The sequence below is a fragment of the Geminocystis sp. genome (assembly GCF_041753295.1).
Taxonomy (GTDB): domain Bacteria; phylum Cyanobacteriota; class Cyanobacteriia; order Cyanobacteriales; family Cyanobacteriaceae; genus Geminocystis.
Window position 1 is genome coordinate 14660 of sequence record NZ_JBGSUU010000055.1, and the last position, 26585, is coordinate 41244.

The window sequence follows — 26585 nt, forward strand, 5'->3', positions numbered from 1 at the left end:
TATGACAAATAGTGAAAATTTAGCAAAATATATTGAAAGCATTGATGGGATTTCTAAACCTTGGTTATTAGCACAAATAAGACTTAAAAAACTAGAGGAAAATAAACCTTTTCTTTCCCCTGATGAATATTTGAAACAATTAAAAGATATTCATCAAGATGTTATGAATTTAGGAGAATGGTGGATAGAAATTAAAAATTAATAATTAGAAAAGAAAGGAGGAATTAGAAATTAAGAATCCCAACTATTTTACAGTATTTTTTCTAAGCCGTAAACCAAGGATTTTAATTCCACAATTTTACGAATAGACAACAATACTCCTTGCATATAACAAGAGCGATCACTGGTATCATGACGTAAGGTATAAATTTCTCCTTGTGCCCCAAAAATCACTTCTTGATGGGCAATTAAACCGGGTAAACGTACACTATGAATACGAATGTTATCACCGCAAATACTTCCTCTAGCACCTGCTAAATTTTCCGTTTCTTTTACTAAGGGAGGATTGTAACTTTTACCTAAATCTGATAACATCTGAGCGGTTTTAATGGCAGTGCCACTAGGGGCATCAGCTTTTTGATTATGATGTAATTCAAGTATCTCTACATGATCAAAATATTGGGCAGCTTGAATAGCCGCTTGTTGCATCAACACCATACCAATAGAAAAGTTAGGAATAATTAATACTCCAGTAGTGGCTTTATCAGCAAAATCAGCTAAGTCTTGAATTTGCTCAGATGATAGTCCAGTTGTACCGACTACAGGTCGTATTCCATAAGCAATGGCACTTCTGACGTTTTCGTAAACACTATCAGGATGAGTAAAATCTACCATAACCCCTTGTATTTTATGTTGAGTAGCCAACACTAACACGCTTTGTAAATCATTAAGGATAGGAATTTCTAACTCTCCACAACCAGCCACTAATCCTATATCTTCCCCTAATAAAGCAGGATTTTGATCTACTGCACCGACTAATATCATATCATCACAAGAGGCGATGGCTTTAATAACTTCTTTGCCCATTTTTCCCGCCGCACCATTAACCACAACGGGAATTAAATTTTCTTGATTCATAAATAAAATATCAACAATAAAAAAATAATAGATAATAGAAAAAATAACCATAAAAAGGTCAAAATTGTCAACTGTCAAATTATTTAAAATGAAGTATTTTTACCTTGGGAGTCAATAAATTTAAAAATTTTAAGAGATTCTTCTTCAGGAGGAAGATTACTGGAGTTATTTACTACTTTATTATTGTTAATGTTTTCGTTAGAATATTCAAGATTAGCTGCAATATTTTCTTCTTTCTTGATAGGTATATTAGAGGTAAAAATCTTATTTAATTCCATATGTAAAGACTTAATTAAATCTGGCTCAAATTCTAAAGTTTTTTTAATTTCTTGGGCATCGGAAAGAAAACCTTGAATTTTTTGTTTAGTAGCTAATAAGTTTTTTTTCTTTTCAATTAATTCTTGTTGTTTTGCTTGTAAACTTTTTATTTGAATTGATATATCTTGATCTAGTTTAGAAAAAACATTTACATATCCCATGATAAACTCACTCTTACCTTAAAGTTTTTATAATAACAAATTCGGCGAAAATTACCGAAATCAAAATAATTATATATTAATCTATAAGATGCTAAACTCAAATTTAGATTCTCAGACTATTTTAAGATTAGAAAATGTCAGTTTATGGACTCATAACCATCAAATCCCATTACTTGAAAATATTTCTCTTTCAATGTCAAAAGGAGAAAGATTAGGCATTCTTGGCAGTAGTGGTGCAGGAAAAACGACTTTATTAAAATTATTGAATTATTTACATTCTCCTAATCAAGGTAAATTTTTTTTTCAACAAAAATCCATTAATGTCATCAATCCCTTAGAATTAAGAACAAAAATAGTTTTAGTACCTCAAGAACCTAAATTACTCGGAATGACGGTACAATGTGCTTTAACTTATCCTTTACAATTGCAAAAATTAGCTGCTACAGAAATTACTCAACGATTATCATGGTGTTTAAATGAATTATCTATTCCTGATTCATGGTTACAACGTCAAGAGTTAGAACTTTCTCTCGGACAAAGACAGTTAGTCGCCATCGCTCGTGGTATAATAATGCAACCTTTAATATTACTATTAGATGAACCAACGTCAGCTTTAGATACGGGTAAAGCTAATTGGTTAAAGGAAAAATTAATTAATCTCAGTGAAAATTTAGCCATAACAATGATTGTAGTAAATCATGATTTAAACTGGTTAAAAGATTTTGCCACTAGAATTGTCTGGCTTAATCAAGGTAAAATTAAACAAGACTCCATCATTACTAAAATCCATTGGCAGGAAATCAGAGAAAATTTATTAAATACTGCTACAGATGATTTTTTTGAAGATTTCTAAGAGTATATAAATTAAAATCTAACATAGATATGTATTCATCAGAATTAATTAAGACAAAAGAATCAGTTATCTTAATCGTAGATGACTTGAAACAAAATTTAAAATTATTATCCTATATTTTACAAGCTGAAAATTATCAAACCAGTGTCGCTTTAAGCGGAAAAGATGCTTTAGAAAAATTAAATGTCTTAACCCCTGATTTAATTCTCTTAGACTTGATGATGCCTGATATGAGTGGTTTAGAAGTATGTGAAAAAATCAAATCCAATCCTGATTATCAAGGTATTCCCGTTATTTTCCTTACTGCTAGTCAAGAAGAACATCACTTAAAACAAGGGTATAGTCTTGGTGCTTCTGATTACGTCACTAAACCTTTTAAAAAACCAGAATTATTAACAAGGGTAGCCACGCAATTAACTTTACGAAGTCAAGCTAAACGCATTGTAGAGTTAACAGAAGAAATTAGACTTCTTAAACAATCTTAATAAGAGGTTTTATGTAATATTAATAGTCAGTTTTTACTATTCAACTATGGTAACATTTACAAATTTATTTTTTAATCTTCAATTATCTAGTAATAAATTAGGATAAATATAGATAATATCAGGAATTATGTTAAATATAAATAACTTGACTAAATTTTATGGCAAAAATAAGGTTTTAAATGACTTTAATTTAAACATTAATTCAGGAGAAATTTATGGTTTATTAGGAAGTAATGGTGCAGGAAAAACTACGACGATTAATCTTATTTGTGGTTTATTAACTTATGATTCAGGGGAAATATTAATTAATAATTATAAACTAAGTCAAAAATCAAAATATTTATTAGGAGTTGCACCTCAAGAAAATTTACTTTATAATCAGCTTACTTGTGCGGAAAATTTAGATTTTTTTGGTAAAATTTATGGCTTAAAAAGTACTCTTTTAAAAACTGCTATTTATCAAAATTTAAAGGCTGTTAACTTATTAGAAAAAAAAGACGTAACTGTGGCAAATTTAAGTGGTGGTATGCAAAGAAGGCTTAATATTGCCATGGCTTTAATACATTCTCCTTTATTACTTATTTTAGATGAACCCAGTACAGGTTTAGACATCGAATCTCGTTACGAAATTTGGCAATTAATTTTAAGTTTAAAACATCAAGGAATTACTATTTTATTAACTACTCATTTCCTCGATGAAGCTGAAAAGTTGTGCGATTGCATAGGAATAATAAAAGATGGAAAAATCATCTTAGAAGGTAGTTTAAGTCAATTAAAACAAATAATCCCTGCGAAAGAGCTTGTTTTTATCGAAACAGATGAAAAAGAAAAAGCAATTTTACAAGGAAAAAAACTAGGTTTTAATCATCGTTATTATCAAGGAGAATTAGTATTTTTAATAGATAAATCATTAGAATTAGGAGAAATTATTAACCTTTTTAGTGACATCAATTTAACTTCTATTACAAAAAAGAATATTACTTTAGAATATATTTATTTAGAAGCAACCAAATAACTAAACTCAGTGACTATAAAATTTTTGGTGAGATAGTAATTAGGAATATTTATACCTCTTGCAAAATAAAAAGTAAAATCTATTTTAGGATGGAAAACTTTACTTATTACTTATTACTTATTACTTATTACTTATTACTCATTACTCATTACTCGACTTCTGCAAGAAATTTATTGAATAGTCTATAAACTCATTCTTTAAAGCCTGAAACCTGACTATTTTAAGTTTTGTAAAGTGAATATTTGTAACTGAAAATCTCTGGAAGTCAAAGAAAATAGCACACTAGAAAAAAGAAGATTTTTTTTGCTCACTTACGGAGATATGATTCTATGAAATTAGCTTACTGGATGTATGCTGGCCCCGCACATATTGGCACTCTCAGAATTGCTAGTTCTTTCAAAAATGTTCATGCTATTATGCACGCACCCCTAGGGGATGATTATTTTAACGTGATGCGCTCAATGTTGGAAAGAGAAAGAAATTTTACCCCTGTTACTACCAGTGTAGTTGATCGCAATGTATTGGCAAGAGGCTCTCAAGAGAAAGTTGTTGATAATATTGTAAGAAAGGATAAGGAAGAAAATCCAGATTTAATTGTACTTACCCCTACTTGTACATCTAGTATTTTACAGGAAGATTTAGAAAATTTTGTCGCAAGAGCTCAAATTGATTCTCAAGGAGATGTTTTATTAGCTGATGTTAACCATTATCGTGTTAATGAATTACAAGCCGCTGATCGTACTTTAGAGCAGATTATACAATACTATATTGCCAAAGCTCAAAAAAAAGGTGACATCGTTACACAAAAAACTCAGAATCCCTCGGTGAATATTATCGGTATTTCTACTTTAGGTTTTCATAATAATCACGACTGCCGAGAGTTAAAAAAATTAATGGCAGATTTAGGTATTGAAATTAACCTTATCATTCCTGATGGTGCTTCGGTTCATGACTTGAAAAAAATTCCTCAAGCATGGTTTAACCTTGTTCCTTACCGTGAATTAGGTTTAATGACGGCTAAGTATCTACAAAAAGAATTTGCTATGGATTATGTGGATATAACTCCTATGGGTGTCGTAGAAACCGCCCGTTGTATTCGTAAAATTCAGGAAGTTATTAACTCTCAAGGTGGTAATGTTGATTATGAAGCTATTATCGAACATCAAACCCTTTATGTATCCGAAGCTGCATGGTTTTCTCGCTCCATCGACTGTCAGAATTTAACAGGTAAAAAAGCTGTAGTTTTTGGTGATAATACTCACGCTGCCGCTATGACAAAAATTTTGACGAGAGAAATGGGTATTCATGTCGTCTTAGCTGGTACTTATTGTAAATATGATGCTGATTGGTTTAAACAAGAAGTTAGCGAATATTGCGACAACGTTTTAATTAGTGAAGATAACGGTGAAATTGCCGATGCGATCGCCAAACTTGAACCGGGAGCAATATTTGGAACACAGATGGAGCGTCATGTAGGCAAACGTTTAAGTATTCCCTGCGGAGTAATTGCGGCACCGATTCATATTCAAAACTTCCCCATCGGTTATAAACCATTTTTAGGCTATGAAGGTACGAACCAAATCACTGATTTAGTGTATAATTCCTTTACTTTAGGTATGGAAGATCATTTATTAGAAATCTTCGGCGGTCACGACACAAAAGAAGTTATAACCAAAGGTATATCGGCGGATTCTGGCTTAAATTGGCAGAAAGAAGCACAGGGAGAATTAAATAAAGTACCCGGTTTTGTTCGTGGTAAGGTTAAACGAAATACAGAAAAATTTGCTAGAGAAAGAGGTTTCAATGAAATTACTCTTGAAGTTATGTACGCCGCTAAAGAAGCTGTTGGTGCATAAATAATTATCGGTTGAATGGCATTGCCCAAAAAGAAGAAATATATTAACTATCTTCCATTTCCTGAAAATGTTATAATTTCATCTTAATTTAAGCAATGTCTTGTATCGTCCTTATAATTTAGTAATGATCAATAATTTTCCTTCTGAATCAAAACCTTGGTGGAATCGCCCTCTTTTCGGAGGAGTAAGTTTTATCGAACGAATTTTAGGGGTATTAAATCCACAACAAGTGCCTGAATTAGCATTGTCATTACATGATACAGAATTAGAAGAATTAGAGAGAATTGTACCAACTTTACGAATGCTAGATAATGAGCAATATTCTGCTGAATTTCTATTATTTATGAGTATTAAACATAAAATAGACAATAATTTAGATGACTATAAAGGTTTACAAACATTCATTAAAATTTTTATTTTTGCCAGTAAAAATATTCATCATTTTAGGACTATTAATAGAATTGAGTTAGATTTTCAAGGGAAAACTCAAGTAGATTTATATAACTTAATTGAAGAACAATTAAATACTAATTCAGATCCGATACTTTTTAAACAACTTGTGACCATAGAAATTGAAAAACTTTGTAAAATAATTCATAATGAGCCTACAAAAAAAGCTCTATTATCATATCAAAGTGCTTTAAATGCCATTGAAGAAGATCCTATAGGATTAAGTTTATTACTTTTATTTAAAAAATATCACATTTCTGATTATACAATTTTTAATACCATTAATATTATTCTTAAACAACTAAAAAAACAAGACTTAAGTAACTTAAAAGCCTTAGTTTTGATGGTAAAAGTTAATTATGAAGAATTAGATAAATTAGGGCAATTAATTGGAATTCCTCATACTGAAACCCAATTTATTACCTATGCAAAAATTATTCAATATATTGCTTTATTATCTCGCTATGAAAATAATATTTATCGTTTTCAGCAATTAATAGAAAATGTTAATAAGTGGCATAAACATTATTTAACAATCTTAGAAATTAGACACGAATATCCTAGTCATAAATATCGAGTTTCTCCTAAATTTATTGAAAATATACCCGGAGAATCTATCTACTTTAAATATCAAGATTATATAAGAATAACTGAATCATTATAATTGGTCTTTTTGACTTATAATTGAGATAATAAGCAATGTAAATATCAATAATTAGAGTGTGATGGAAAATAGTAAATCACAAAAAAATCTTGAACCTTGGTGGAATAAACCACTATGGGGTGACAGAAGTATGTTAGAAAAAATTGAATCTATCATTCATAAAGAACATGATAAAATACCTCAAGAAGTGATAGATCATCATCAAGCAGTATTGGCAGAAATCAAATTATTAGCACCCATTGCAAGAGCATTAGATAGTGATAAATTTACAGAATCAGACTTTCTCGATTTTGTCAAAGTTAGTAACTTATTCGCTAAGGAAGTAGGAGAATATAAGGGTTTAAGAAATTATGTCGCTTTATTTCGTGTGGCAGTAGAAGCAAAAAATAGTTTTCTAACTATCGAACAAATAGAATTATCTTATCGTAGTAGTAAGCAACAAGAATTTTATAATTATGTTTTAACTCTTCTCGAAAAACAATTATCTCCAGCAAAATTTATCACTTTATTAGAAGCGAAATTAGCACAAATTTTACCTGATATTTCTACTGAAGAAGGAAAAAATGCTATTAATATTTATGCTGATACATTAAAAACTGTTGCCCGTCAAGATGAGTTAGGATTAAGACTAATTTTCTTATTTAAAAAATATCAACTTGAAGATTTTTCTCTTTTACGAGTTATTTCTGATATGGTAGAATATTTACTAGGTAGAGATTTAAGAGATTTTCAAGATATTGTAATTTTAGTAAAAGCTAATGAAAAAAAATTTCAGCAACTAGGAAAAATTATCGAATTACCCATAGAAAAAACTAGCTATGAAGATTATGCTAGAATGCTTCAATATATCGCTCTTAAACAAAAACATCAAAATTCTTATTTACAATTCCAAAGGCTTTTAGAAATATTAACTCAATGGTTTCATTTTTATTTAATTATTCAAGATCTTCGAGAGCATTATCCTGAATCACAATTTGAAGCTCCTTCAGAATTTAAACAATCTATCTCTGGATTAGAAATTTATCTCAAATATAAAAGTGTTTTAATGAAATCATAAGCATTAATTACTACTACATAGCAATAGAATTAATTGTTAATTTGAGGTATTAGGTATCAGGGATGAAAAAACTAATCATTCGCCAGTTATTCCCTATTAAAAAGCTTAATACTAGAATTTAGAAAAACTTTACTTTTTCTAAAAAATGAACCTTTTGCACCCCTTCAACGTCTAAAAGAGTGTATCAGCAAAAAATAAAGGTGATGAAAGTCTTAGCTAATAATCATGGTGAGATGACTGATTTGGAGTTAGTGCGAAAATGCCAAAAGGGCGATGAAAATTCTTTTCGTTTACTTTACCAACGGTATCAACACAAAGTTAGGGCTACTTTATATCAATTATGCGGTAGCGAATTACTCGATGATTTACAACAGGAGGTATTTTAAAAAACTTGGAAAGCATTACCTAAGTTACGGGAGGCAAAATACTTTTCCACATGGCTTTATCGTATTTGTTGGAATGTGGCTTCAGATCATAGTTTAGCTCGTAAGCGAGATCATCATCGTCAAGTAGCTCAAACAGATCTAGTAAAGCAGAAATCTCGCAATCACCATCAAACAGATTTATTACAATTGCATTATCAGGAGTTGATACAATCAGCTTTGCAAAATCTAAATCTCGAACATCGTGCAGTAGTAGTATTACATGATTTGGAAGATATGCCTCAAAAGGAAGTTGCCGAAATTCTTTCTATTCCCCTAGGTACAGTTAAATCAAGATTATTTACCGCCCGAAAAAGTTTACGTCAATTTTTGGAATTACAAGGAGTTAATTTATGAAGAAAACTACCTCTAATGAAGATGAAGAATTAGTGGATTTTTTGAAAACTTATTGCCCCAAGACTCCAAAAGAAACAAAACCTTGTGAAGAATTGATTATGAGAGTAATTGCTACACCCTTAATATATTCTTCCCACAAAGCAAGATTTAGATCATCCTTAAGGTTTCTTTCTTGGGGTTGGTTATTACCTAGCACTCTGATTACCAGTTTATTGATTATCAGTGCTTATGTATTTAATGTCAATCAAAAATCATCTCCCCAAATAGCTACAAAAACCGAAGACTTAGAAACCTTTATGGTTAATAGTTGGTATGGTTCAATGGCTCAAGAAATCGAGTTTCAGTATGTTACTACTGTTGGAGATGAAAACAATTAACTATCAAACTTATTTTCAATTCATTTTTAAAAATATTAGGAGAAAATCCATCATGAAATACCTTCTCGCTTTCGCTACTTTAACCACTGTCGGTATTAGTTTTAATGCTCTAGCCACCGAAAAACCTCAAATTAATTCTGTTTCTTTTCCCACAGAAATCTCTCAAAATAATACGACTCCAAGTCCAAGACAACCACGAGGAGAAGGAAGAGGAAGAGGTAATGGCGATCGCCTTATGGAAAGACTCAATCTTACTGCTGAACAACAAAAGCAAATGGAATCTATCTGTAATAAATATCAACCTCAAATGACCAGTCTTAGAGAACAAATTACGGTGGAAAGAGATAAGATGTCAACGATGCTCAAAAATAATGACTCACAAAATAACTTGAGATCGCAACATCAGAAAATTAGTACTATGCAAGAAAAAATGAATAATTTACGCTTTGAAAGTATGTTAGAAGCAAGAGAAATTTTAACACCACAACAAAGACAACAATTTTCAGAAAATATGGATGGAAGAAGAGGTAACAAAGAAAGAAAACAAAAATAAAAAGTAATTTAATCTTGAATCAAGACATAAAAAATATCCCAATATTGAACCATAATGAGTTAAGATTCTTAACAAAGAAAATTTTAAAATAAATCAAGAATCAAGGAGATATTTATGGCTTTAGTTCCCATGAGGTTATTGTTAGATCATGCCGCAGAACATGATTACGGTATCCCAGCATTTAACGTCAATAACTTAGAACAAATTTTGTCCATTATGGATGCGGCTAACGAAACCGATAGCCCCGTAATTTTACAAGCATCTCGTGGCGCTCGTAGTTATGCAGGAGAAAACTTCCTCCGTCACCTTATTTTAGCAGCAGCAGAAACCTATCCTCATATCCCCATTGCTATGCACCAAGATCATGGTAATAGCCCTGCTACTTGTTATTCAGCTATCCGTAACGGTTTTACTAGCGTTATGATGGATGGTTCATTACAAGAAGATGCTAAAAGCCCTGCTACCTTTGAATATAACGTTAACGTTACTGCAAAAGTAGTGGAAGTCGCTCACGCTGTAGGTGCTAGTGTTGAAGGTGAATTAGGGTGTTTAGGTTCTCTCGAAACTGGTATGGGTGAAGCCGAAGATGGTCACGGTTTTGAAGGTAAACTAGATCATTCTCAGCTTTTAACAGATCCTGATGAAGCGGTAGAATTTGTAGAAAGAACTCAAGTTGATGCTCTAGCTGTTGCTATTGGTACAAGTCATGGTGCTTATAAATTTACTCGTAAGCCTACAGGTGAAATTCTTGCTATTAGTCGTATCGAAGAAATCCACGCTAAATTACCTAATACTCACTTGGTAATGCACGGTTCTTCTTCTGTACCTCAAGAATGGTTAGAAATGATCAATAAATACGGTGGAACTATTCGTGAAACCTACGGCGTACCTGTAGAAGAAATCCAAAAAGGCATTAAAAGTGGTGTTCGTAAAGTAAACATTGATACTGATAACCGTTTAGCTATTACCGCAGCTATTCGTGAAGCGGCATTTAAAGATACTTCTAACTTCGATCCTCGTCACTTCTTGAAACCCTCTATCAAATACATGAAACAAGTATGTTTAGAGCGTTATCAACAATTCTGGACTGCTGGAAATGCTAGTAAAATTAAACAAGTTAGTCTTGATGATTTTGCGAAAAAATATGCTAAAGGTGAATTAAGTTCTACCAACAAAAAAACCGTAGTTGTTTAATTACTGTTTTCTAAATTTATGCTTTAAATCCCCAACTTTGGGGACTTTTTTTTATCTTTTTTCTACACATAAAAACTTATAATTTTTGTCCTTTTTTACTTCTAAAAATTTTCTTTTTAACTTAATTTACTGATGATAAAAATTCCTCTTCCTTCTCCATTAATTTTAGATAATTTATTGCGTGATTGGCTTTTAGAAGATATTGGTAGAGGCGATCGCACTACGGACTGTATTTTTCCTGAAGATAGCCAAAAAGGAAAAGCCTATTGGTTGATAAAAGAAGAAGGAGTTATGGCAGGATTATCCATAGCTGAAAGAGTATTTAAGTTATTAGATAATCAGATAAAATGGCATAATTTGGCTTTAGAAGGAGAAAAATTGCCAAAAAATACCAAAATTATGGAAATAGAAGGCAAAATATCAGCTTTACTCACAGGGGAAAGAGTTGCACTTAATTTGGTGATGCGTTTAAGTGGCATTGCAACTATGGCAAGAAAATATGTGGAAGCCATAGAAGATTATCCTGCTAAATTGGTTGATACTCGTAAAACAACTCCCGGATTAAGAATTTTAGAAAAATATGCTTCTCAAGTAGGTGGCGCCATTAATCATCGTCTGGGTTTAGATGATGCAGTAATGATAAAAGATAATCACATTCAAGGCGCAGGAGGTATTTCTCAAGCCGTCAAATTAATTCGCCAAACAATGCCTTATCCTTTAACTATCGAAGTAGAAACTACTAACTTAAAGGAAGTTAAAGAAGCGATCGCCAATCACATAGAGATTATTATGTTAGATAACATGGATATAAAAGCCATGAGGAAGGCAGTGGAATTGATTAGAAAAGAAAATCCTTTGATTAAAATAGAAGCCTCTGGTAATGTTACCCTTGAGAACATTCAGGAAATTGCCGCAACAGGAGTTGATTATATTTCAACAAGTGCTACTATAACAAGATCTCCTTGGTTAGATATTAGTATGAGGTTTGATTAAGAATAAGTTAATTGAGAAGATTAGGATAAAGTATTTTTCCTAAACCAGCTAGTAACGCTAGAACAACTCCGCCAATTACAGTTCTAGCAATAAAGTTTAAATTATCTAGTGTCTTATTTATACCGTTTTGCCCTTCTTTTAATATGGCTACCTCTACTTTTAAGTCGTTTAACTTGTCATTGACTTGCTCAAATTTGGAGTTAATTAAATCTTTTAACTCTCTTAAATCGTTATCTGTTACTGTACTCATGTTAGAATTTTTATATAATCATTACTCCTAAGTCTAATTCTACATTAAAAGATTTTCTGTAAGTAAAAAGGCTATCATAAACTAACTTAAATCATCTGAGTTTGATCTAAAAAAATAGTCTCAAACTCTTAACTATTGCCTTTGATACAGTAAATATACAATTAATTTTACCTACTTAATTATTACTGTATTCTTTGGGGATTAAGTTCGTATAATTTTGCCTCTGTTGCTTTAAATTCTTCATAGTAATAAGTCATTTTTATCAAGTCTTTTTCTTGATTTAATTGTGACATTTGTTGTTGACAATATTGATTATATTTTTCTAGTTTAATTGTCTGTAAAAGGGCAATTTGTCTTTGAATATAATCTGCTGGTTGAAATAAAATTTGTTCATCATTTTCACTAAGATGAAAGATATTAGTTAATTTTTCCGCTAAATCAGGATGACTAACTATATTTTCTTGTACCGTTATTAACAAATTATTATGAGTGTTATTTTCCGTTAAATTCTCTAATACTAAATTAATTTCTTGCCATAGAAAACGATAATATTTAATACTAAAAACTAAATCTTTATCATCTAACTCATTAACAATAATTTCTCGATAATCAGGACAATGAAGATAAATTAATAATAACAAAAATTCAGCTTTTTCTACTTCTTTATTTTGGGATGATTTACCATCAACTTTAGAAGATTTTTTATTATTATATGGATTATGATAATTTTTTTTAAGGGAAAATTGTAAATTCTGACGAATAGATTTAAACTCTTGAGAATTTAGCCCTGAGTACTGACTTCTTTTAGTACTTAGAGTTTCAGCACACCGTGTTAGATAAAAGTCTTTGGTTGACTCGTTACTGATTTTAGTTAGTAATTTTAAAATTGATTGAAAAGCTAAATTATAATCACTACTATTTTGTAAGTTTCTATTATTGATGATTTGTTCAATTTCCCAGTCTAACCACAGGGGTGAATTTTTTATTAACTCTCTATATTTGGTTATGGAATCTGGGGATGATTTAAGAAATTCATCGGCATCTTTCCCATTAGGAATCGTTAAAACTTTTAGATTTATTTGTCCACTATATACTAAACTTTCTACTTCTTTTATTACTCTTTCTGTGGCTTTTACCCCCGCTATGTCTGCATCAAAGTTTACTATTATTGTTTTTGATTCACTATAGCGAGATAATAATTTTATATGTTTCTGCGTCAATGCCGTTCCCAACACCGCTACTGCATTACTTACCCCATTCTCGTGAAGGGCGATCGCATCAAAGTAACCTTCAACTACGATAACTTTATCTTCTTGAGCAATAGTTTTTTTGGCAAAATTTAAGCCATACAAAGTTTGACTTTTGGAGAATAAGGGGGTATCGGGGGAATTTAAGTATTTGGGTTCATTCCCATCTAAACTTCTAGCACCAAAAGCGATAATTTTACCATTAGCATCTTGGATGGGTATCATTAAGCGATTACGGAAATAATCAATATAGCCCTCTCCTTTGGTTCTTTTTCTGATTAATCCTGTTTGTTCAACTAGGGTGACGGGATAATGTTTGACTTCTACTAAGTAATGATATAGGGTATCCCACCCATCAGGGGCATAACCAAGTTTAAATTTTTCTATATTGTCAGAGGATAGGTTGCGCTGGTCTTTGAGGTATTTTAGGGCGTTAGTACCTTCTTCTTGAGCTAGGCTGTGTTGATAAAAGCTGGTGGCAACGGCTAAAATTTCATAGAGTTGTTCCCCCGTTGAAATTTGTTTTTGGATTTTTTGTTGATCTTCCTCGGCTAAGGTTTTGATGGGTACTTGATAGCGTGAAGCTAAATCTAATACCACGTCTTTAAAGGATTGTTTGTTTATTTCCATTAAAAATTTGATTGCCCCACCCCCTGCACCGCAACCAAAGCAATAGTAAAGTTGTTTGCTTGGACTTACGCTAAAGCTAGGGGTTTTTTCATCGTGGAAAGGACATAACCCTAATAAATCCTGACCTTTTTTTTGCAATACCACATAGTCGGAGACTACATCAACTAATTCAACCTTATCTTTAATTTCGGCGATAGTATCTGGATGAAGACTAATATTTCTCACGATAATAAAAAGATTTAAAAAGTTAACTTAGTTTTATTATGACGATAAATCAACACAAAATTAAGCTAAAGTTTCAGGCTGGTATCCTAAACCACGACTAAATTCTTCTCGAAAATTCTGAATGCGATTAAAATTAGGTTTTCCGTAAGAAACAATAACTACTTGATAATTTCTCATTACATTTATCACTGATTCACCCATATCTAAATTCCAAAATACCATTTGTAGCTTCATGTGAACATTAAATTTTGTGCCTAATTCTGATAAAAAGGCTTTAACGTTAGCATCTTCTTGACATGACAAAAAGAAAGGTATTCTTATTCTTACTATCCAACCATTAATTTGATGAATAACCGTCAACGAAGCAGAAGAAAGAAATGGCATTGTTTCAAAATAATTTACAATCCTCAAAGTAACACTAGCATTAGAGAGAAAATAGACATATTCCATTTTGATTTATTCCTACTCAAAAATAATGACAAATTGAGGATTAATACGGAATATCGATAACAAATTAACAAGTTTTGCCAATCTTAAATCATTTTTATCGTAATAATCTTCAATTTTCTTTTATTATCTCCAATATCTAATTCTGACGATAAGGGTTAAACACCTCTTTCTTTAATCATAAATCTGGGTAAAGTTCCCCATTCTTTTATTTGTTACAAAAGCGAACATTATCTTTTATCTATTTATTATTCATAATTTATTCACTGTTTTCTATGACAGTATAAAAGTATTTATTTTTCCCTCTCGATTAATAATGAGTGCCTGATTTACGATAATGTACGGCGGTTATCCCATTATCTGATAATAGTTTCCCATTTTTGGCGATCGCATAAATTACCCAATGATCACCACATTCAAGACGTTTACTGACTTCACATTCAATATAAGCCAAAGCAGAGGATAAAATAGGGCAACCATTTTCAGAAGATTGAGATTCAATATTAGCAAAACGATCTTCCCCCGGGGCAAAAGGTTTAAGAAAATGTTTCATTAATTCGATGTGTTTACCTTCTTCGAGGATATTTAAGACAAATTGACTACCTATAGGTAACAAAGATTCAATGGCTCTTTCTTTCGCCACTGCCACAGTAAAACCGGGAGGATTAAAGGTTGCTTGAGAAACCCAAGAAGCCACCATTGCGCCTTTTAAATCATGTCGTTTAGTGGTGACAATACATAGAGAACCTACAATACGACCTAATGCTTGTTCTGTGCGAGCGCTTAAAGAATTATCCGCAGATTCTTTTGGTTTAAGGGCTTTTTTACGTTTTTTCAAGGCTTGAGCAAAATCTGTACCTGCTTCCTCACAAGTCTTTAATATCTCCTCAGTGGGCTTAAATTTAACTCTGATGGTATCAAAACCGAAGCGATAACCACCATCTTTGAATTTAGATTCTAACAGATCTATGGCTTCTCCACTCCAACCAAATGAACCGAAAACTCCAGCTAATTTGTTACTATCGGCGTTGGCTAAAGCGATTCCCAAAGCACTTTGAATTTGAGTGGGGGCGTGTCCTCCTAATGTCGGTGATCCGAATATAAAGCCATCACATTGTTGAATTGCTGTTTTAATTTCTTCACTCTTGGCAAATTCAGCGTTAATAGATTCTATCCTAACTCCTGCTTTCGTTATACCACGAGCGATGGCATTAGCTAAAATAGCGGTATTACCGTAAGCTGAGGCGTAAATTAAGGCAACATTGAGGCTTTGATTTGCCACCGTTTCTAACCATTGACTATATAAACCCGTTAATTCTGTTAAACCATATCTTACCAAAGGGCCATGGGAAGTAGCATAAATATGAGCATTTTTTGGTTGGATTTTTTCTATAGCTTTAACAATTTGTGTGCCATAGGGTGCAATAACGCAATCAAAATAATAACGTCTATCTTCTTGATAAATTTTCCAACCTTCATCTAATATTTGATCACCACAAACATGGGCAGAAAATAACTTATCAGTATAGAAAATTTTACTATTATTATCAAAGGTTAAAAGTTGATCAGGATAACGAGGATTAGGTGTTGTAATTAATTCTAAAATATGTCCTTTTCCTAAATCTAATTCATAGTCATTTTTGACTGAAATAATATTTAAACTATTTGTTGTAATTGTTTCAAAATAAGTATTATTAAAGATTGTTTGTAAAGATTTTGCCCCAGTATTAGAGGTAATAAAAGTTATATTTGGAGCTTTTTTTAATAAACTATTTATAGTAGTACAACGATTAGGATTAACATGACCTAAAATAACATAATCAATTTTATTTAAAGGAATTCTTTGATCTAATGCACTAAGGAAAATATCAGTAAAAGATTCCCCCGGAGGATCAATTAAAGCTATTTTATCACCTTCAATAATAAAAGAATTAGCCGTAGTACCTCTACTTAAACCATATTCTACCTCAAATTTTAAGCGATCCCATGTACGAGAGCGAAAAACTCTTGTATTTAAACCAATACTGCCAATTTGTACATCTTTAGGTTGATTCATAAATTATGCCTCGTTTTTTAGTTAATTTTTGGCGTTGTATCTAACTTATCAAAATTTTTGCATCATTAAAGATTAAGTAATTATCAATTATTAAAGATAGATTTTTGAAACTAAGACTAAGACAAAACACTTTCGTAAATTTCAGATAAAGGCATTTCTATGGCGAGAGAATTTAATGTTAATATATCTTTCAATTTTTTCTCGTTATACCGAATCCCCTCTACCTTCTAGTGAGAAAATTGCCCTCCTACCTTCTATGGAGAAAATCCCCTCTGCCTTCTATGGAGAAAATCGCCCCCCTGCCCCCAATTCTGGGGGAGAGAAAGGAAGGTTAATAGTTTATAATTTGTTTTATAATTATAATATTCATCAAAAAACCAGATTTAAAATGCTTTAAAATAGCGCTTGCCTACATTTTTTTGAGTAAATAAAATACTCTGGGTTTTAATGTGAAAAAATAGCAATTTTTTAATACTTAAGTAAAATTATATTATTTTGCTTCCATCCAGTTATTACCTGAGTGAATGTCAACAATTAAAGGTACTTTTAATGTGATAATATTTTCCATTATTTCTTTAATTTTACTGCTTAATTCAGCAATTTCTTCTAAGGGTAATTCAAACACTAATTCATCATGCACTTGCATTAATAATTTACCTTGATAATTAGTTAAAATTTCATCTACTTTTATCATTGCTAATTTAATAATATCTGCACTTGAGCCTTGAATTGGTGCATTAGCAGCCGCTCTTAATAACTGTGAAGTATAATTATTAAATTTTAAACTAGATAAATCAATACTATTAATATCCTCACCTTTAAGTTTATCTAAATTATGATCATTAAAATTAAAATAACGTCTTCTACCTAAAATTGTGGTGACATAAGTATTAACTAAGGCTTCTTTTTTCATGGTTTCTAAATAATTAAAAACCTGAGCATATTTTTCTCGATAAATACTAATAAATTTTTGAGCTTCTGCCACACTTAGGTTACTTTCTCTAGCAAATTTTTGTGCTCCCATACCGTAAATTATACCGAAATTAATAGTCTTACCTAAATTTCTTTCTTCGGCGGTAACGTCTTGTTTATTTAATAATAATTGAGCGGTGACAGTATGAATATCTTGATGATTTTGATAAGCAGAAATTAAAATAGGCTCTTGACTTAAATGTGCTAAGATTCTTAACTCTATTTGAGAATAATCTGCGGCTAAAAATTGCCAATTTTTTTGAGGAATAAAACCTTTACGAATTTGTCGAGAAAATGCCGTGCGAATAGGTATATTTTGTAAGTTAGGATTAGAGGAAGAAAGCCTCCCAGTTGCGGTGACAGTTTGATTATAATTAGTATGAATTCTATTAGTTTTAGGATTAATTAAAGTTGGTAAAGAATCTACATAAGTTGACTTTAATTTTGCTAACGTTCGATGTTGTAAAATAGATTCAATTATGGGATGATCTCCTTTAAGTTTTTCTAAAATATTTTGATTAGTCGAATAACCAGTTTTTGTCTTAGTAGATTTTCTTTTGTCTAATCCTAATTCCTCAAATAATAACTCACTTAATTGTTTAGGAGAAGCCAGATTAAATTCCCCTACCTCTTCATAAACACTTTTTTCAATATTAATCAATTCATTATCAATTTCTTTGGCTAATTGTTGTAAATATTCTTGATCAATTATTACCCCTTTTTCTTGCATTTTTGCTAAAATAGGCTCTAGTTTTAATTCTAATTCAAATACTGATTTTAAAGCGGGAATTTCCCCTAACTTTTTGCTTAAAATTTTTGTTAACTCGAAAGTTGCTAAAACATCTAAACCACAATATTCGGCGACTTTTTCTATGGTTAAATCATCGATACTTTCTTTTTTATCTAAGTTTAAATCGTCATAATCTTGAGCAATAAAATTAGTAGAATATTGATAACATAAACTGCTTAACTTATGACTTTCTTCTGGTTGTAAAACATAACTAGCCAACATTGTATCAAATACAACTCCTTGAAGATTAATACCATGAGTTAATAAAACTAGACGATCAAATTTAGCATTTTGTAAAGTTTTTGGATACCCTGAATTTTCTAATATTGGTTGTAACTTTAGTTTAATTTCTTCTAAACTTAGTTGTTTTCCTTGAGAATGTTTTATAGGAATATAAGCAACATTATCTCTATTTTTTCCCCAAGCACAACCAATACCAATTAAATTAGCTTGTTGAGTATTTAAAGAATCTGTTTCTGTATCCCAAGCAGTTATTTTTACTTGTTTAATAATCTTAATAAATTCCTCTAATTTAGTTATAGTATCTACAATAAAAGGAGTGATTTTATTATTATTGATAATGGCAGAAAATAAAGATAACTGTTGATCATTATTTTCATTATTTTCTATAGGTATAGTTAATAAGTTTCCGCCTAACTTTTCTTGAATTTTATTCAGTTGTTTAACAAAACTATGTAATTCTAAGTTTTCTAATAAAGGAATAACTTTTTGATTATTAAAACCTGTTAATTTAAAATCTTCTAAAGATATATTTAAGCCAATATCTGTAATAATTTGAGCTAAATATTGAGAATGTAAAGCCTCTTGTTTTCCTTTAATTAACTTATTTTGAATCCCCCCTTTTATTTTATCTAAGTTATTATAAATATCCGTTAAACTATCATATTCAGCAAACAAATTACTAGCTATTTTTTCCCCAATACCCAAAACACCCGGAATACAGTCAGATTTATCTCCACATAAGGCTTTATAATCAACAATTTGATGAGGTTTTACTTTCATTTTTGTAAATACTGCTTCCTCATCATAAATTTCATATTTACCTAAACTTCTTTCTAAATATAAAACTGTGACTTGTTGCTCATCATTAACAAGTTGAAATAAATCTCTATCTCCACTCAAAATCTTAACTTGATAATTTTCTGTAACTGCTTGAGTTGCTAACGTGCCGATAACATCATCCGCTTCATATCCTATAGCGGTAACAATTTTAATATTTAAACTCGTAAGTAATTCCTGTAAATTATAGACATCTTCGATAAAATCCGAAGGAGTTTCCTGTCTGTCAGATTTATAATTACTATCAGCATCATGACGAAAAGTTGGCTGTTTTAAATCAAAAGCAATGGCAATTAATTGAGGTTGATAATCCGTAATAATTTGTAATAAAGAATTGAGAAAACCAAAACAAACACTGGTGGGAATACCTTTCGATGTGCGTAAAGGGCCTTTTTTAGCCTTACCTAAAGCATAATATGCACGATAAGCCAAAGAATGTCCATCAACAATTAAAAATAAAGGATTTTGAGAATAATTCATTTAATCAGTAACAATGTACAATTAATATTTAACAATTTTTTCTTAGATTATTACTAATTATTAACTAAAATTAACAAATATTACGAAATTAAATTTTTAGTAGGCAAAATAAAAAAGATAATTTATATTGTTGATATAGGTACAAAAGGGGCAAAAAACACCTCTTCTCAAAGTCAAGATTAGAGTCTGTACCGCCTTGCTCTATTCAATCTTAACCATTCCATTTTGGTTATTTGTCAACAATTAGTAAGTCAAATAAATTCTTGAATCTAAATTCAATAAATCCTAAATACCCTGCCTAAACATCCATGGCAGGTTTCACTTTTTTAGGGTTTTAAATATGCTGATTTTCTTCCTTTTTCAGTAATGATGTCGCAAAAAAAGGACTTAACATTAAAATTAATAACATCCTTGTCATTTGCATTGCTAAAACAAAGCTGAAATTGCCCTCTAACTGAATTACCGTAGCCATTACAGAACTTAATCCCCCTGGTGTTGAACCTAAAAAAGCTGTCAATGTATCTACTTGAGTAATTAAATGAAAACCATAACCACAAAAGAAACAAACCGCAATCAAAATTAAGACTAAGACTATTTGTAATAATACAGCTTTTAGTAATTTTTGTAAGGCTTGAATTTCAAATTTAACGCCGATGGATAATCCTAATAAAAGTAAGCCCCCTTGAAAAATTGATGTGGGTAGAGTAATTTCATAAGGAAAAAAACAAAATAGTAGTAAACAGCTCAAGAAAGGTGCTAAAAACAAGTTTGATGGTAATTTAATAATTTTTCCGATTTGAATACCAATATAAGCACATAAACTGATGATAATTAAATTTATAGGCAGGGGTAGAGATGGTAATAAGTTAAGACTTTGAGTCGCAATATTAACGGGAATTAATGGAGTTGGTGTTTTATAAAAATGGGCAATAATTGGTACAATGACCGAGACAATTAAAATTCTTGAATATTGTAGAACCGCTACAGCCATGGTGTCTCCTCCCATATCTTCACTCATGGCAACGAAACTTGCCCCAGCTCCCGGAATTGAGCCTAAAAAGCTACTAGATAAGTCAATATCGGCGAATTTGTAGATTAAATAACCATTTAAGACGCTAAAACTAGCAGTAACTACGATACACATTAGTAACGGAAAAAAATAACTTTGTGCGGTGGTAAAAGTGTCAAAAGAGAAACGACTTGCGGTAAGAATGGCTAGTATAGCTTGTCCTATTAAGCTGAAAGATTTTGGTAAACATTGATGTTTTTGATTAATCAAAGTCCATGCTATACCTACCAATACGGGAATTAAAAGCCAAGGGAGAGGAAAATTTAGGCCATCGCCAATAAAAGTAAGGGTAATAGTGAAGAGGAAAAGAATAGTAATGTGCAGAAAATATCGGTAACTAAAATGAGAAAAATTCATCGAATAATTAACAATGGAGAATGTAATACTCACTAGGCATAAACAGAAATACTAGATAAAGTGGATCTTCATTAGGATCTATCTTATCATGTCAAAAGAGCTACTTTATTAGAGAATTAAGGTTATCATGCTGATGAGTAAGTAATTAGAAAACTAGAAAAAGAAAGTAAAGCAATAGTTATAATTCTGAAAAAGAATAAAAAACACCAGCGACAATATCATAAACATTTATATCAGACAAGACATCTAATTGAGAACTTTTTGTCAGATAAAAACAATATAGGGCGATAAAAGAAAAAAATTTTCTAGGAGGTATTTATTTAGCTTTAATGGTAATCTGGCTTAATTGATGACACGCCCTAGGATTGCTATAGTTAATTCTATATTTTTAAATAATAAATTAAAACATTACCAATTAGATAAAATTTTTCTATGTCATCAAATCAACTTTCTGAAAAACTGAATTTAACCACAAAACTGGCTTTTGGTGCTGGAGATATTGGCCCTGCTTTAACTGCTAATATCTTAGTATTCTTCCTCATGCCTTTTTTTACTAATGTTGCTGGTTTAAGCCCTGCAGTTGCTGGTAGTATTTTATTTGTAGGTAAAATTGCTGATGCCATTAATGATCCTCTTATAGGGGTTTTTAGCGATCGCACTCAAACTAAATGGGGAAGGCGAATTCCTTGGATAATCATAGCGGCGATACCTTTTGGAGTCACGTTTTTTTTACAGTGGATTGTACCTAATTTTAGTGATAATTCTTCTTTAAATAATACTCTTTTATTTATTTATTATCTCATTATTGGCATCGTTTTTAATCTTTTTTATACAGCCGTAAATTTACCTTATCAAGCCTTAACACCAGAGTTAACTCAGAATTATAATGAACGTACTAGCTTAAATAGTTTTCGCTTTAGTTTTTCCATTGGTGCAAGTATTTTATCTTTAATTTTAGCTGGAGCAATTTTTCAAGTTTATCAAGGAAATAATCAAGAAAAATATTTAGTTTTAGGCATAATATCTACCATCTTTTCTACTTTACCATTATTCTGGTGTCCTTTAATTGTTAAAGAGAGAGGTTATCAACCTTTATTAAACTATAAACAACGAAAAAATACCGCCTATATTTTAATTACTATTGCTACGATTTTAGTTATATTTGGTTTAATAAATTTAGTAAACTCAACTTCAGGAGAAGATACTTTTTCCGCCGCAATGTATCTATTAGTTGCTTTATTTATTTCTATCATTTCAATAAGTTTAATTATTGCTAAAACTGAACCTCATTTATTACAAGAATTAACTATAAATCCTGACGATAATTCTTCATCTACTATTCCTTTTTTTGAACAGTTAAAAATTGTTTTTCAGAATAAACCTTTTCTTTATGTAGTAGGTATTTATTTATGTTCATGGTTAGCAGTACAATTAACGGCTTCTATTCTTCTTTACTTTGTAGTTAATTGGATGGGATTACCTGATGCTCAGTTTCCTAGAGTTGCGATCGCCGTGCAAGGTACAGCATTAATAATGTTATTTGTGTGGCAAAAAATTAGTAATAAACTAGATAAAAAAATTGTTTATTTTCTTGGTTCAACTATTTGGATTATAGCTCAAATTGGTTTATTTTTAGTACAACCTGGACAAACTTTTTTACTCTATGCTTTAGCAATGTTAGCTGGATGTGGTGTTTCTGTTGCTTATTTAATTCCTTGGTCAATGATTCCAGATGTTATCGATTTAGATGAATTAAATACTGGGGAAAGACGAGAAGGACTTTTTTATGGATTTATGGTGTTATTACAAAAATTTGGTTTAGCATTTGGTTTATTTTTAGTAGGTATTGCTTTAGAGGCTTCTGGATTTATAAAACCCATAGAAGGAGAGGCTATTCCCATTCAACCAGAAAGTGCATTATGGGCAATTCGTCTGGTTGTTGCACCTTTACCTGCGGTTATTTTATTTGCTGGAATAATTCTAGCTTATTTCTATCCGATTACTAGAGAATATTACGCTGAAATTCGTTTAAAATTAGATGAAAGAAAACACAATAATTAGGGATTAAAATTTAGTATTAATTTAAAAATGAGTAATTTTCAAAATCAATTAGACAACTCAAAATTAACTCGCTCTATGGGTTTATTATGGATATTATCCGCAGGATTAATTGCCCTTGATGGTTTCGATTTTTTTATTATTGGTATCGCTTTACCTTTCTTGGAAAAAGATTTTAATTTAACTTCTCCTCAAATCGGTGCGATCGCTGTAGCTGCTATTGTAGGTTCTTTGATAGGTTCATTAACTTTAGGTGCAATTACGGATAAAATCGGACGACAGAAGATGTTATTAGTTGATATAATTCTTTTTGTAATTTCTAGTGCTGGAACTGCTTTAGCTTGGAATGTCACATCATTAATTTTTTTCCGCTTTTTAGTGGGTGTTGCCATCGGTGCAGATTATCCCATCAGCGTGGCATATATCACCGAAAATGTTCCTTCTCGATTACGAGGAAAAATGGTCATCGGTGCATTTGCTTTTCAAGGATTTGGTGCTTTATTGGGTGCTTTAACAGGTATTGCGGTAATTAGTGGTTTAACAAATGCTTTCCCGAATTCTGATTTTATTGTTACTCAATATAGTTGGCGTTTAATGTTAGGAATTGGCTTGATTTTAGCTATTTTTGTGGGCTTTTTACGGTTACAATTTTTATTAGAAAGTCCAGTTTATTATATTGCTAAAGAAGATTATAAAAATGCTGAATTAGCCGCTAGAGAACTGTTAGAATCGGATATAATTATTACTTCAGAAAGTGAACAAAAATCTTCTATAAATACTCTTAATTATGGTTCTTTATTTTCAAAACAATATTTAAAAAATACTTTATTTGCATCTTTTCCTTGGTTTTTACAAGATATTGCTACCTATGGTATTGGTATTTTTACTCCTACAATTATCGCTCTTTTAGCCTTTAATAATGAAGATAATTTTATTCCCCGTCAAATACAATCTGCTCAGGGTTCGGCTATAGTTGATATATTCTTAATTATCGGATTTATTATCGCTGTTTTATTAGTAGATAAAGTCGGGAGAATTTCTTTACAAATTACTGGTTTTATCGGAATGGCTTTGGGTTTATCATTATTAGCAATTTCTGGCGATCCAAACATTAATCAACATCCTAATTTTATTTTAGTTTTAAGTGGTTTTTTTATCTATAATTTATTGATGAATGCTGGTCCTAATTCTACTACTTTTTTACTTTCAGGAGAAGTTTTCCCCTCTTCTATTCGTGCTAGTGGTGCTGGTTTTGCGGCAGCAGTTGCTAAATTAGGTGCGGTTTTAGGAACATTTTTGTTACCGATAATCAAAGATGATTTAGGAGTTTCTAACCTATTATATATTCTCGCTTTTTGTTGTTTATTAGGAGCAATTGTGACTTATTCATTAAGGATAGAAACAAAATAAAGCCCCCACCAATTAAGGCAGAGGCTTATTATTTATCAATACATAACCAAAGAAGCTAAAATATTAGTCTAAATCAGGCATTGATAAAGTTGGCTCAGTTTCACGATCAATTCCTTTCTCGAAACCACCAGCAGCAGCACGAGCTCTTCCAGCGTGCCATAAATGACCGACTAAGAAGAAGAAACCTAAAGTGAAGTGAGAAGTTGCTAACCATGCACGAGGTGATACATAGTTAAAAGAGTTTACGTCAGTGATAACGCCACCTACAGAGTTTAAAGAACCTAAAGGAGCATGAGTCATGTATTCAGCAGCACGACGTACTTGCCAAGGTTGAATATCGTTTCTGACTTTATCTAAATCTAAACCATTAGGACCACGGAGAGGCTCTAACCAAGGACCTCTGAAATCCCAAAAACGCATGGTTTCACCACCGAAGATGATTTCACCAGTAGGAGAACGCATTAAGTATTTACCTAAACCAGTAGGCCCTTGAGCAGTACCTACGTTCGCACCTAAGCGTTGGTCACGGATTAAATAAGTTAAGGCTTGAGCTTGAGATGCTTCCGCACCAGTAGGACCATAAAATTCACTAGGGTATGCAGTGTTATTGTACCAAACCATAGTAGAAGCAATGAATCCCATTAAGGATAAAGCACCTAAACTATAAGAAAGATATGCTTCACCAGACCAAATTAAAGCTCGACGAGCCCAAGCGAAAGGTTTGGTTAAGATGTGCCAAATACCACCGAAAATACAGGTTAAACCAACCCAAATATGACCGCCGATAATGTCTTCCATATTGTTGACACTAACGATCCAGCCTTCACCACCAAAGGGAGCTTTGATTAAATAACCAAAGATAATGGCAGGGTTTAAAGTTGGGTTAGTAATGACACGAACATCACCACCACCCGGAGCCCAAGTATCGTAAACACCACCAAAAAACATGGCTTTAAATACGAGCAATAAAGCACCAATTCCTAAAAGGATTAAGTGATAACCAATAATATTAGTCATTTGGTTTTTATCTTTCCAGTCATAGCCAAAGAAACTAGAATATTCTTCTAAAACTTCAGGGCCACGCAAAGCATGATAAAGTCCACCCAATCCAAGAACGGCAGAAGAGATGATGTGTAAAACACCTACTACAAAGAAAGGAAAAGTATCTGTTACTTCACCACCTGCACCAACACCCCAACCTAAAGTTGCAATGTGAGGTAAAAGGATGAAGCCTTGTTCATACATGGGCTTTTCAGGTATGAAGTGAGCAGTTTCAAATATAGTCATTGCTCCTGCCCAGAACACGATCAAACCTGCGTGCGCAACGTGAGCACCTAATAGTTTACCTGATAAGTTGATTAGTCTAGCATTACCAGACCACCAAGCAAATCCAGTTGACTCTAGGTCACGACCGCCAATAGAATTAGAGAGCGTTACCACGTGGAAGTACCTCCTCAGGGAATACAAATTTTTCATGGGGTTGATCTTGAGGCGCCATCCATGCGCGCAACCCTTCGTTTAATAGGATGTTTTTGGTATAAAAAGTTTCAAATTCAGGATCTTCTGCCGCTCTTAACTCTTGTGATACGAAATCGTAAGCACGGAGGTTAAAAGCTAAACCAACGATACCAATAGAACTCATCCACAAACCAGTTACAGGTACAAATAACATGAAGAAATGT

24 protein-coding genes and 2 pseudogenes are annotated in these 26585 nt (G+C 31.7%); 16 read left to right on the top strand and 10 right to left on the bottom strand.

Annotated elements, in window-relative coordinates; all coding sequences use genetic code 11:
* The first annotated feature begins 1 nt into the window (after window position 1).
* Window positions 2-202, top strand: a complete 201-nt coding sequence (locus ACEW8E_RS05800; protein ID WP_373479390.1) for a hypothetical protein — start codon at window positions 2-4, stop codon at window positions 200-202.
* Between the two features lie 47 nt (window positions 203-249).
* Here ACEW8E_RS05800 and dapB read toward each other — a convergent pair whose 3' ends face one another.
* Together dapB and ACEW8E_RS05810 are read right to left on the bottom strand one after the other, a co-directional pair.
* Window positions 250-1077, bottom strand: a complete 828-nt coding sequence (gene dapB, locus ACEW8E_RS05805; RefSeq protein WP_373479391.1) for a 4-hydroxy-tetrahydrodipicolinate reductase — start codon at window positions 1075-1077, stop codon at window positions 250-252.
* 83 nt (window positions 1078-1160) lie between these two features.
* Window positions 1161-1556 carry a hypothetical protein gene (locus tag ACEW8E_RS05810; RefSeq protein ID WP_373479392.1) on the bottom strand — a complete coding sequence of 132 codons (396 nt, stop codon included), beginning with the start codon at window positions 1554-1556 and terminating at the stop codon, window positions 1161-1163.
* 88 nt (window positions 1557-1644) lie between these two features.
* On the opposite strand from ACEW8E_RS05810, the gene ACEW8E_RS05815 reads away from it, so the two are divergent.
* The 12 genes and pseudogenes from ACEW8E_RS05815 to nadC all read left to right on the top strand — a co-directional run bounded on the left by ACEW8E_RS05815 (window position 1645) and on the right by nadC (window position 11832).
* Entirely contained in the window at window positions 1645-2409 is a 765-nt protein-coding gene (locus ACEW8E_RS05815) for an ATP-binding cassette domain-containing protein (RefSeq protein WP_373479393.1), read from the top strand.
* 29 nt (window positions 2410-2438) lie between these two features.
* Window positions 2439-2894 carry a response regulator gene (locus ACEW8E_RS05820; protein WP_373479394.1) on the top strand — a complete coding sequence of 152 codons (456 nt, stop codon included), beginning with the start codon at window positions 2439-2441 and terminating at the stop codon, window positions 2892-2894.
* 127 nt (window positions 2895-3021) lie between these two features.
* Window positions 3022-3909, top strand: coding sequence for an ABC transporter ATP-binding protein (locus ACEW8E_RS05825; protein WP_373479395.1), 888 nt, complete (start codon window positions 3022-3024; stop codon window positions 3907-3909).
* A 329-nt stretch (window positions 3910-4238) separates the two neighbouring features.
* Window positions 4239-5765 (top strand): ferredoxin:protochlorophyllide reductase (ATP-dependent) subunit B, encoded by a 1527-nt coding sequence (gene bchB, locus ACEW8E_RS05830; RefSeq protein WP_373479396.1) that lies wholly within the window; start codon window positions 4239-4241, stop codon window positions 5763-5765.
* Window positions 5766-5889: 124 nt separating this feature from the next.
* On the top strand, window positions 5890-6879 hold the full coding sequence (locus ACEW8E_RS05835) for a hypothetical protein (protein WP_373479397.1): 990 nt from the start codon (window positions 5890-5892) through the stop codon (window positions 6877-6879).
* 61 nt (window positions 6880-6940) lie between these two features.
* Window positions 6941-7936 carry a hypothetical protein gene (locus ACEW8E_RS05840; protein WP_373479398.1) on the top strand — a complete coding sequence of 332 codons (996 nt, stop codon included), beginning with the start codon at window positions 6941-6943 and terminating at the stop codon, window positions 7934-7936.
* 203 nt (window positions 7937-8139) lie between these two features.
* Window positions 8140-8410, top strand: a pseudogene (locus ACEW8E_RS05845) (sigma factor); the annotation flags it as partial.
* Entirely contained in the window at window positions 8386-8715 is a 330-nt protein-coding gene (locus ACEW8E_RS05850; RefSeq protein WP_373479413.1) for a sigma-70 family RNA polymerase sigma factor, read from the top strand. The pseudogene ACEW8E_RS05845 and the gene ACEW8E_RS05850, both read left to right, overlap by 25 nt.
* Window positions 8712-9092: a hypothetical protein gene (locus ACEW8E_RS05855; RefSeq protein WP_373479399.1), complete on the top strand. Its 381-nt coding sequence runs from the start codon at window positions 8712-8714 to the stop codon at window positions 9090-9092. The genes ACEW8E_RS05850 and ACEW8E_RS05855 overlap by 4 nt, the downstream gene beginning before the upstream one ends.
* A gap of 52 nt (window positions 9093-9144) precedes the next feature.
* Window positions 9145-9645 (top strand): Spy/CpxP family protein refolding chaperone, encoded by a 501-nt coding sequence (locus tag ACEW8E_RS05860; RefSeq protein WP_373479400.1) that lies wholly within the window; start codon window positions 9145-9147, stop codon window positions 9643-9645.
* A 114-nt stretch (window positions 9646-9759) separates the two neighbouring features.
* On the top strand, window positions 9760-10839 hold the full coding sequence (gene fba / locus ACEW8E_RS05865; protein ID WP_373479401.1) for a class II fructose-bisphosphate aldolase: 1080 nt from the start codon (window positions 9760-9762) through the stop codon (window positions 10837-10839).
* A gap of 132 nt (window positions 10840-10971) precedes the next feature.
* The gene (gene nadC / locus ACEW8E_RS05870; RefSeq protein WP_373479402.1) at window positions 10972-11832 is read left to right on the top strand and encodes a carboxylating nicotinate-nucleotide diphosphorylase; all 861 of its coding nucleotides are present in this window, start codon (window positions 10972-10974) and stop codon (window positions 11830-11832) included.
* 7 nt (window positions 11833-11839) lie between these two features.
* Here the strand turns inward: nadC and ACEW8E_RS05875 are convergent, their stop codons facing one another.
* The 4 genes from ACEW8E_RS05875 to ACEW8E_RS05890 all read right to left on the bottom strand — a co-directional run bounded on the left by ACEW8E_RS05875 (window position 11840) and on the right by ACEW8E_RS05890 (window position 16687).
* Window positions 11840-12082 (bottom strand): hypothetical protein, encoded by a 243-nt coding sequence (locus ACEW8E_RS05875; RefSeq protein ID WP_373479403.1) that lies wholly within the window; start codon window positions 12080-12082, stop codon window positions 11840-11842.
* 182 nt (window positions 12083-12264) lie between these two features.
* A complete protein-coding gene (dnaG, locus tag ACEW8E_RS05880) occupies window positions 12265-14184 on the bottom strand; it encodes a DNA primase (RefSeq protein WP_373479404.1) in 1920 nt (639 codons plus the stop codon).
* 60 nt (window positions 14185-14244) lie between these two features.
* Window positions 14245-14634 carry a hypothetical protein gene (locus tag ACEW8E_RS05885; protein WP_373479405.1) on the bottom strand — a complete coding sequence of 130 codons (390 nt, stop codon included), beginning with the start codon at window positions 14632-14634 and terminating at the stop codon, window positions 14245-14247.
* Between the two features lie 307 nt (window positions 14635-14941).
* Window positions 14942-16687, bottom strand: coding sequence for a diflavin flavoprotein (locus ACEW8E_RS05890; protein WP_373479406.1), 1746 nt, complete (start codon window positions 16685-16687; stop codon window positions 14942-14944).
* Between the two features lie 175 nt (window positions 16688-16862).
* Here ACEW8E_RS05890 and ACEW8E_RS05895 point away from each other — a divergent pair, with 175 nt between their 5' ends.
* Complete coding sequence (locus tag ACEW8E_RS05895; protein ID WP_373479407.1) at window positions 16863-17084, top strand: hypothetical protein; 222 nt, start codon at window positions 16863-16865, stop codon at window positions 17082-17084.
* 93 nt (window positions 17085-17177) lie between these two features.
* Here the strand turns inward: ACEW8E_RS05895 and polA are convergent, their stop codons facing one another.
* Window positions 17178-20009, bottom strand: a complete 2832-nt coding sequence (gene polA, locus ACEW8E_RS05900; RefSeq protein ID WP_373479408.1) for a DNA polymerase I — start codon at window positions 20007-20009, stop codon at window positions 17178-17180.
* A 334-nt stretch (window positions 20010-20343) separates the two neighbouring features.
* Entirely contained in the window at window positions 20344-21435 is a 1092-nt protein-coding gene (locus tag ACEW8E_RS05905) for an AbrB family transcriptional regulator (protein WP_373479409.1), read from the bottom strand.
* A gap of 432 nt (window positions 21436-21867) precedes the next feature.
* Here ACEW8E_RS05905 and ACEW8E_RS05910 point away from each other — a divergent pair, with 432 nt between their 5' ends.
* A complete protein-coding gene (locus ACEW8E_RS05910; RefSeq protein ID WP_373479410.1) occupies window positions 21868-23496 on the top strand; it encodes an MFS transporter in 1629 nt (542 codons plus the stop codon).
* A 27-nt stretch (window positions 23497-23523) separates the two neighbouring features.
* The gene (locus ACEW8E_RS05915; RefSeq protein WP_373479411.1) at window positions 23524-24903 is read left to right on the top strand and encodes an MFS transporter; all 1380 of its coding nucleotides are present in this window, start codon (window positions 23524-23526) and stop codon (window positions 24901-24903) included.
* 63 nt (window positions 24904-24966) lie between these two features.
* On the opposite strand, the gene psbC is transcribed toward ACEW8E_RS05915, so the two are convergent.
* Window positions 24967-26343, bottom strand: coding sequence for a photosystem II reaction center protein CP43 (gene psbC / locus ACEW8E_RS05920; RefSeq protein ID WP_373479412.1), 1377 nt, complete (start codon window positions 26341-26343; stop codon window positions 24967-24969).
* A pseudogene (locus tag ACEW8E_RS05925) lies at window positions 26327-26585 on the bottom strand (photosystem II D2 protein (photosystem q(a) protein)); the annotation flags it as partial. The gene psbC and the pseudogene ACEW8E_RS05925, both read right to left, overlap by 17 nt.

What these genes read in the sequence shown, in the direction of transcription:
- ACEW8E_RS05800 (WP_373479390.1), top strand. Translation starts at nt 2, where the DNA reads ATGACAAATAGTGAAAATTTAGCAAAATATATTGAAAGCATTGATGGG.
- dapB (WP_373479391.1), bottom strand. Translation starts at nt 1,077, where the DNA reads ATGAATCAAGAAAATTTAATTCCCGTTGTGGTTAATGGTGCGGCGGGA.
- ACEW8E_RS05810 (WP_373479392.1), bottom strand. Translation starts at nt 1,556, where the DNA reads ATGGGATATGTAAATGTTTTTTCTAAACTAGATCAAGATATATCAATT.
- ACEW8E_RS05815 (WP_373479393.1), top strand. Translation starts at nt 1,645, where the DNA reads ATGCTAAACTCAAATTTAGATTCTCAGACTATTTTAAGATTAGAAAAT.
- ACEW8E_RS05820 (WP_373479394.1), top strand. Translation starts at nt 2,439, where the DNA reads ATGTATTCATCAGAATTAATTAAGACAAAAGAATCAGTTATCTTAATC.
- ACEW8E_RS05825 (WP_373479395.1), top strand. Translation starts at nt 3,022, where the DNA reads ATGTTAAATATAAATAACTTGACTAAATTTTATGGCAAAAATAAGGTT.
- bchB (WP_373479396.1), top strand. Translation starts at nt 4,239, where the DNA reads ATGAAATTAGCTTACTGGATGTATGCTGGCCCCGCACATATTGGCACT.
- ACEW8E_RS05835 (WP_373479397.1), top strand. Translation starts at nt 5,890, where the DNA reads ATGATCAATAATTTTCCTTCTGAATCAAAACCTTGGTGGAATCGCCCT.
- ACEW8E_RS05840 (WP_373479398.1), top strand. Translation starts at nt 6,941, where the DNA reads ATGGAAAATAGTAAATCACAAAAAAATCTTGAACCTTGGTGGAATAAA.
- ACEW8E_RS05855 (WP_373479399.1), top strand. Translation starts at nt 8,712, where the DNA reads ATGAAGAAAACTACCTCTAATGAAGATGAAGAATTAGTGGATTTTTTG.
- ACEW8E_RS05860 (WP_373479400.1), top strand. Translation starts at nt 9,145, where the DNA reads ATGAAATACCTTCTCGCTTTCGCTACTTTAACCACTGTCGGTATTAGT.
- fba (WP_373479401.1), top strand. Translation starts at nt 9,760, where the DNA reads ATGGCTTTAGTTCCCATGAGGTTATTGTTAGATCATGCCGCAGAACAT.
- nadC (WP_373479402.1), top strand. Translation starts at nt 10,972, where the DNA reads ATGATAAAAATTCCTCTTCCTTCTCCATTAATTTTAGATAATTTATTG.
- ACEW8E_RS05875 (WP_373479403.1), bottom strand. Translation starts at nt 12,082, where the DNA reads ATGAGTACAGTAACAGATAACGATTTAAGAGAGTTAAAAGATTTAATT.
- ACEW8E_RS05885 (WP_373479405.1), bottom strand. Translation starts at nt 14,634, where the DNA reads ATGGAATATGTCTATTTTCTCTCTAATGCTAGTGTTACTTTGAGGATT.
- ACEW8E_RS05890 (WP_373479406.1), bottom strand. Translation starts at nt 16,687, where the DNA reads ATGAATCAACCTAAAGATGTACAAATTGGCAGTATTGGTTTAAATACA.
- ACEW8E_RS05895 (WP_373479407.1), top strand. Translation starts at nt 16,863, where the DNA reads ATGTTAATATATCTTTCAATTTTTTCTCGTTATACCGAATCCCCTCTA.
- polA (WP_373479408.1), bottom strand. Translation starts at nt 20,009, where the DNA reads ATGAATTATTCTCAAAATCCTTTATTTTTAATTGTTGATGGACATTCT.
- ACEW8E_RS05905 (WP_373479409.1), bottom strand. Translation starts at nt 21,435, where the DNA reads ATGAATTTTTCTCATTTTAGTTACCGATATTTTCTGCACATTACTATT.
- ACEW8E_RS05910 (WP_373479410.1), top strand. Translation starts at nt 21,868, where the DNA reads ATGTCATCAAATCAACTTTCTGAAAAACTGAATTTAACCACAAAACTG.
- ACEW8E_RS05915 (WP_373479411.1), top strand. Translation starts at nt 23,524, where the DNA reads ATGAGTAATTTTCAAAATCAATTAGACAACTCAAAATTAACTCGCTCT.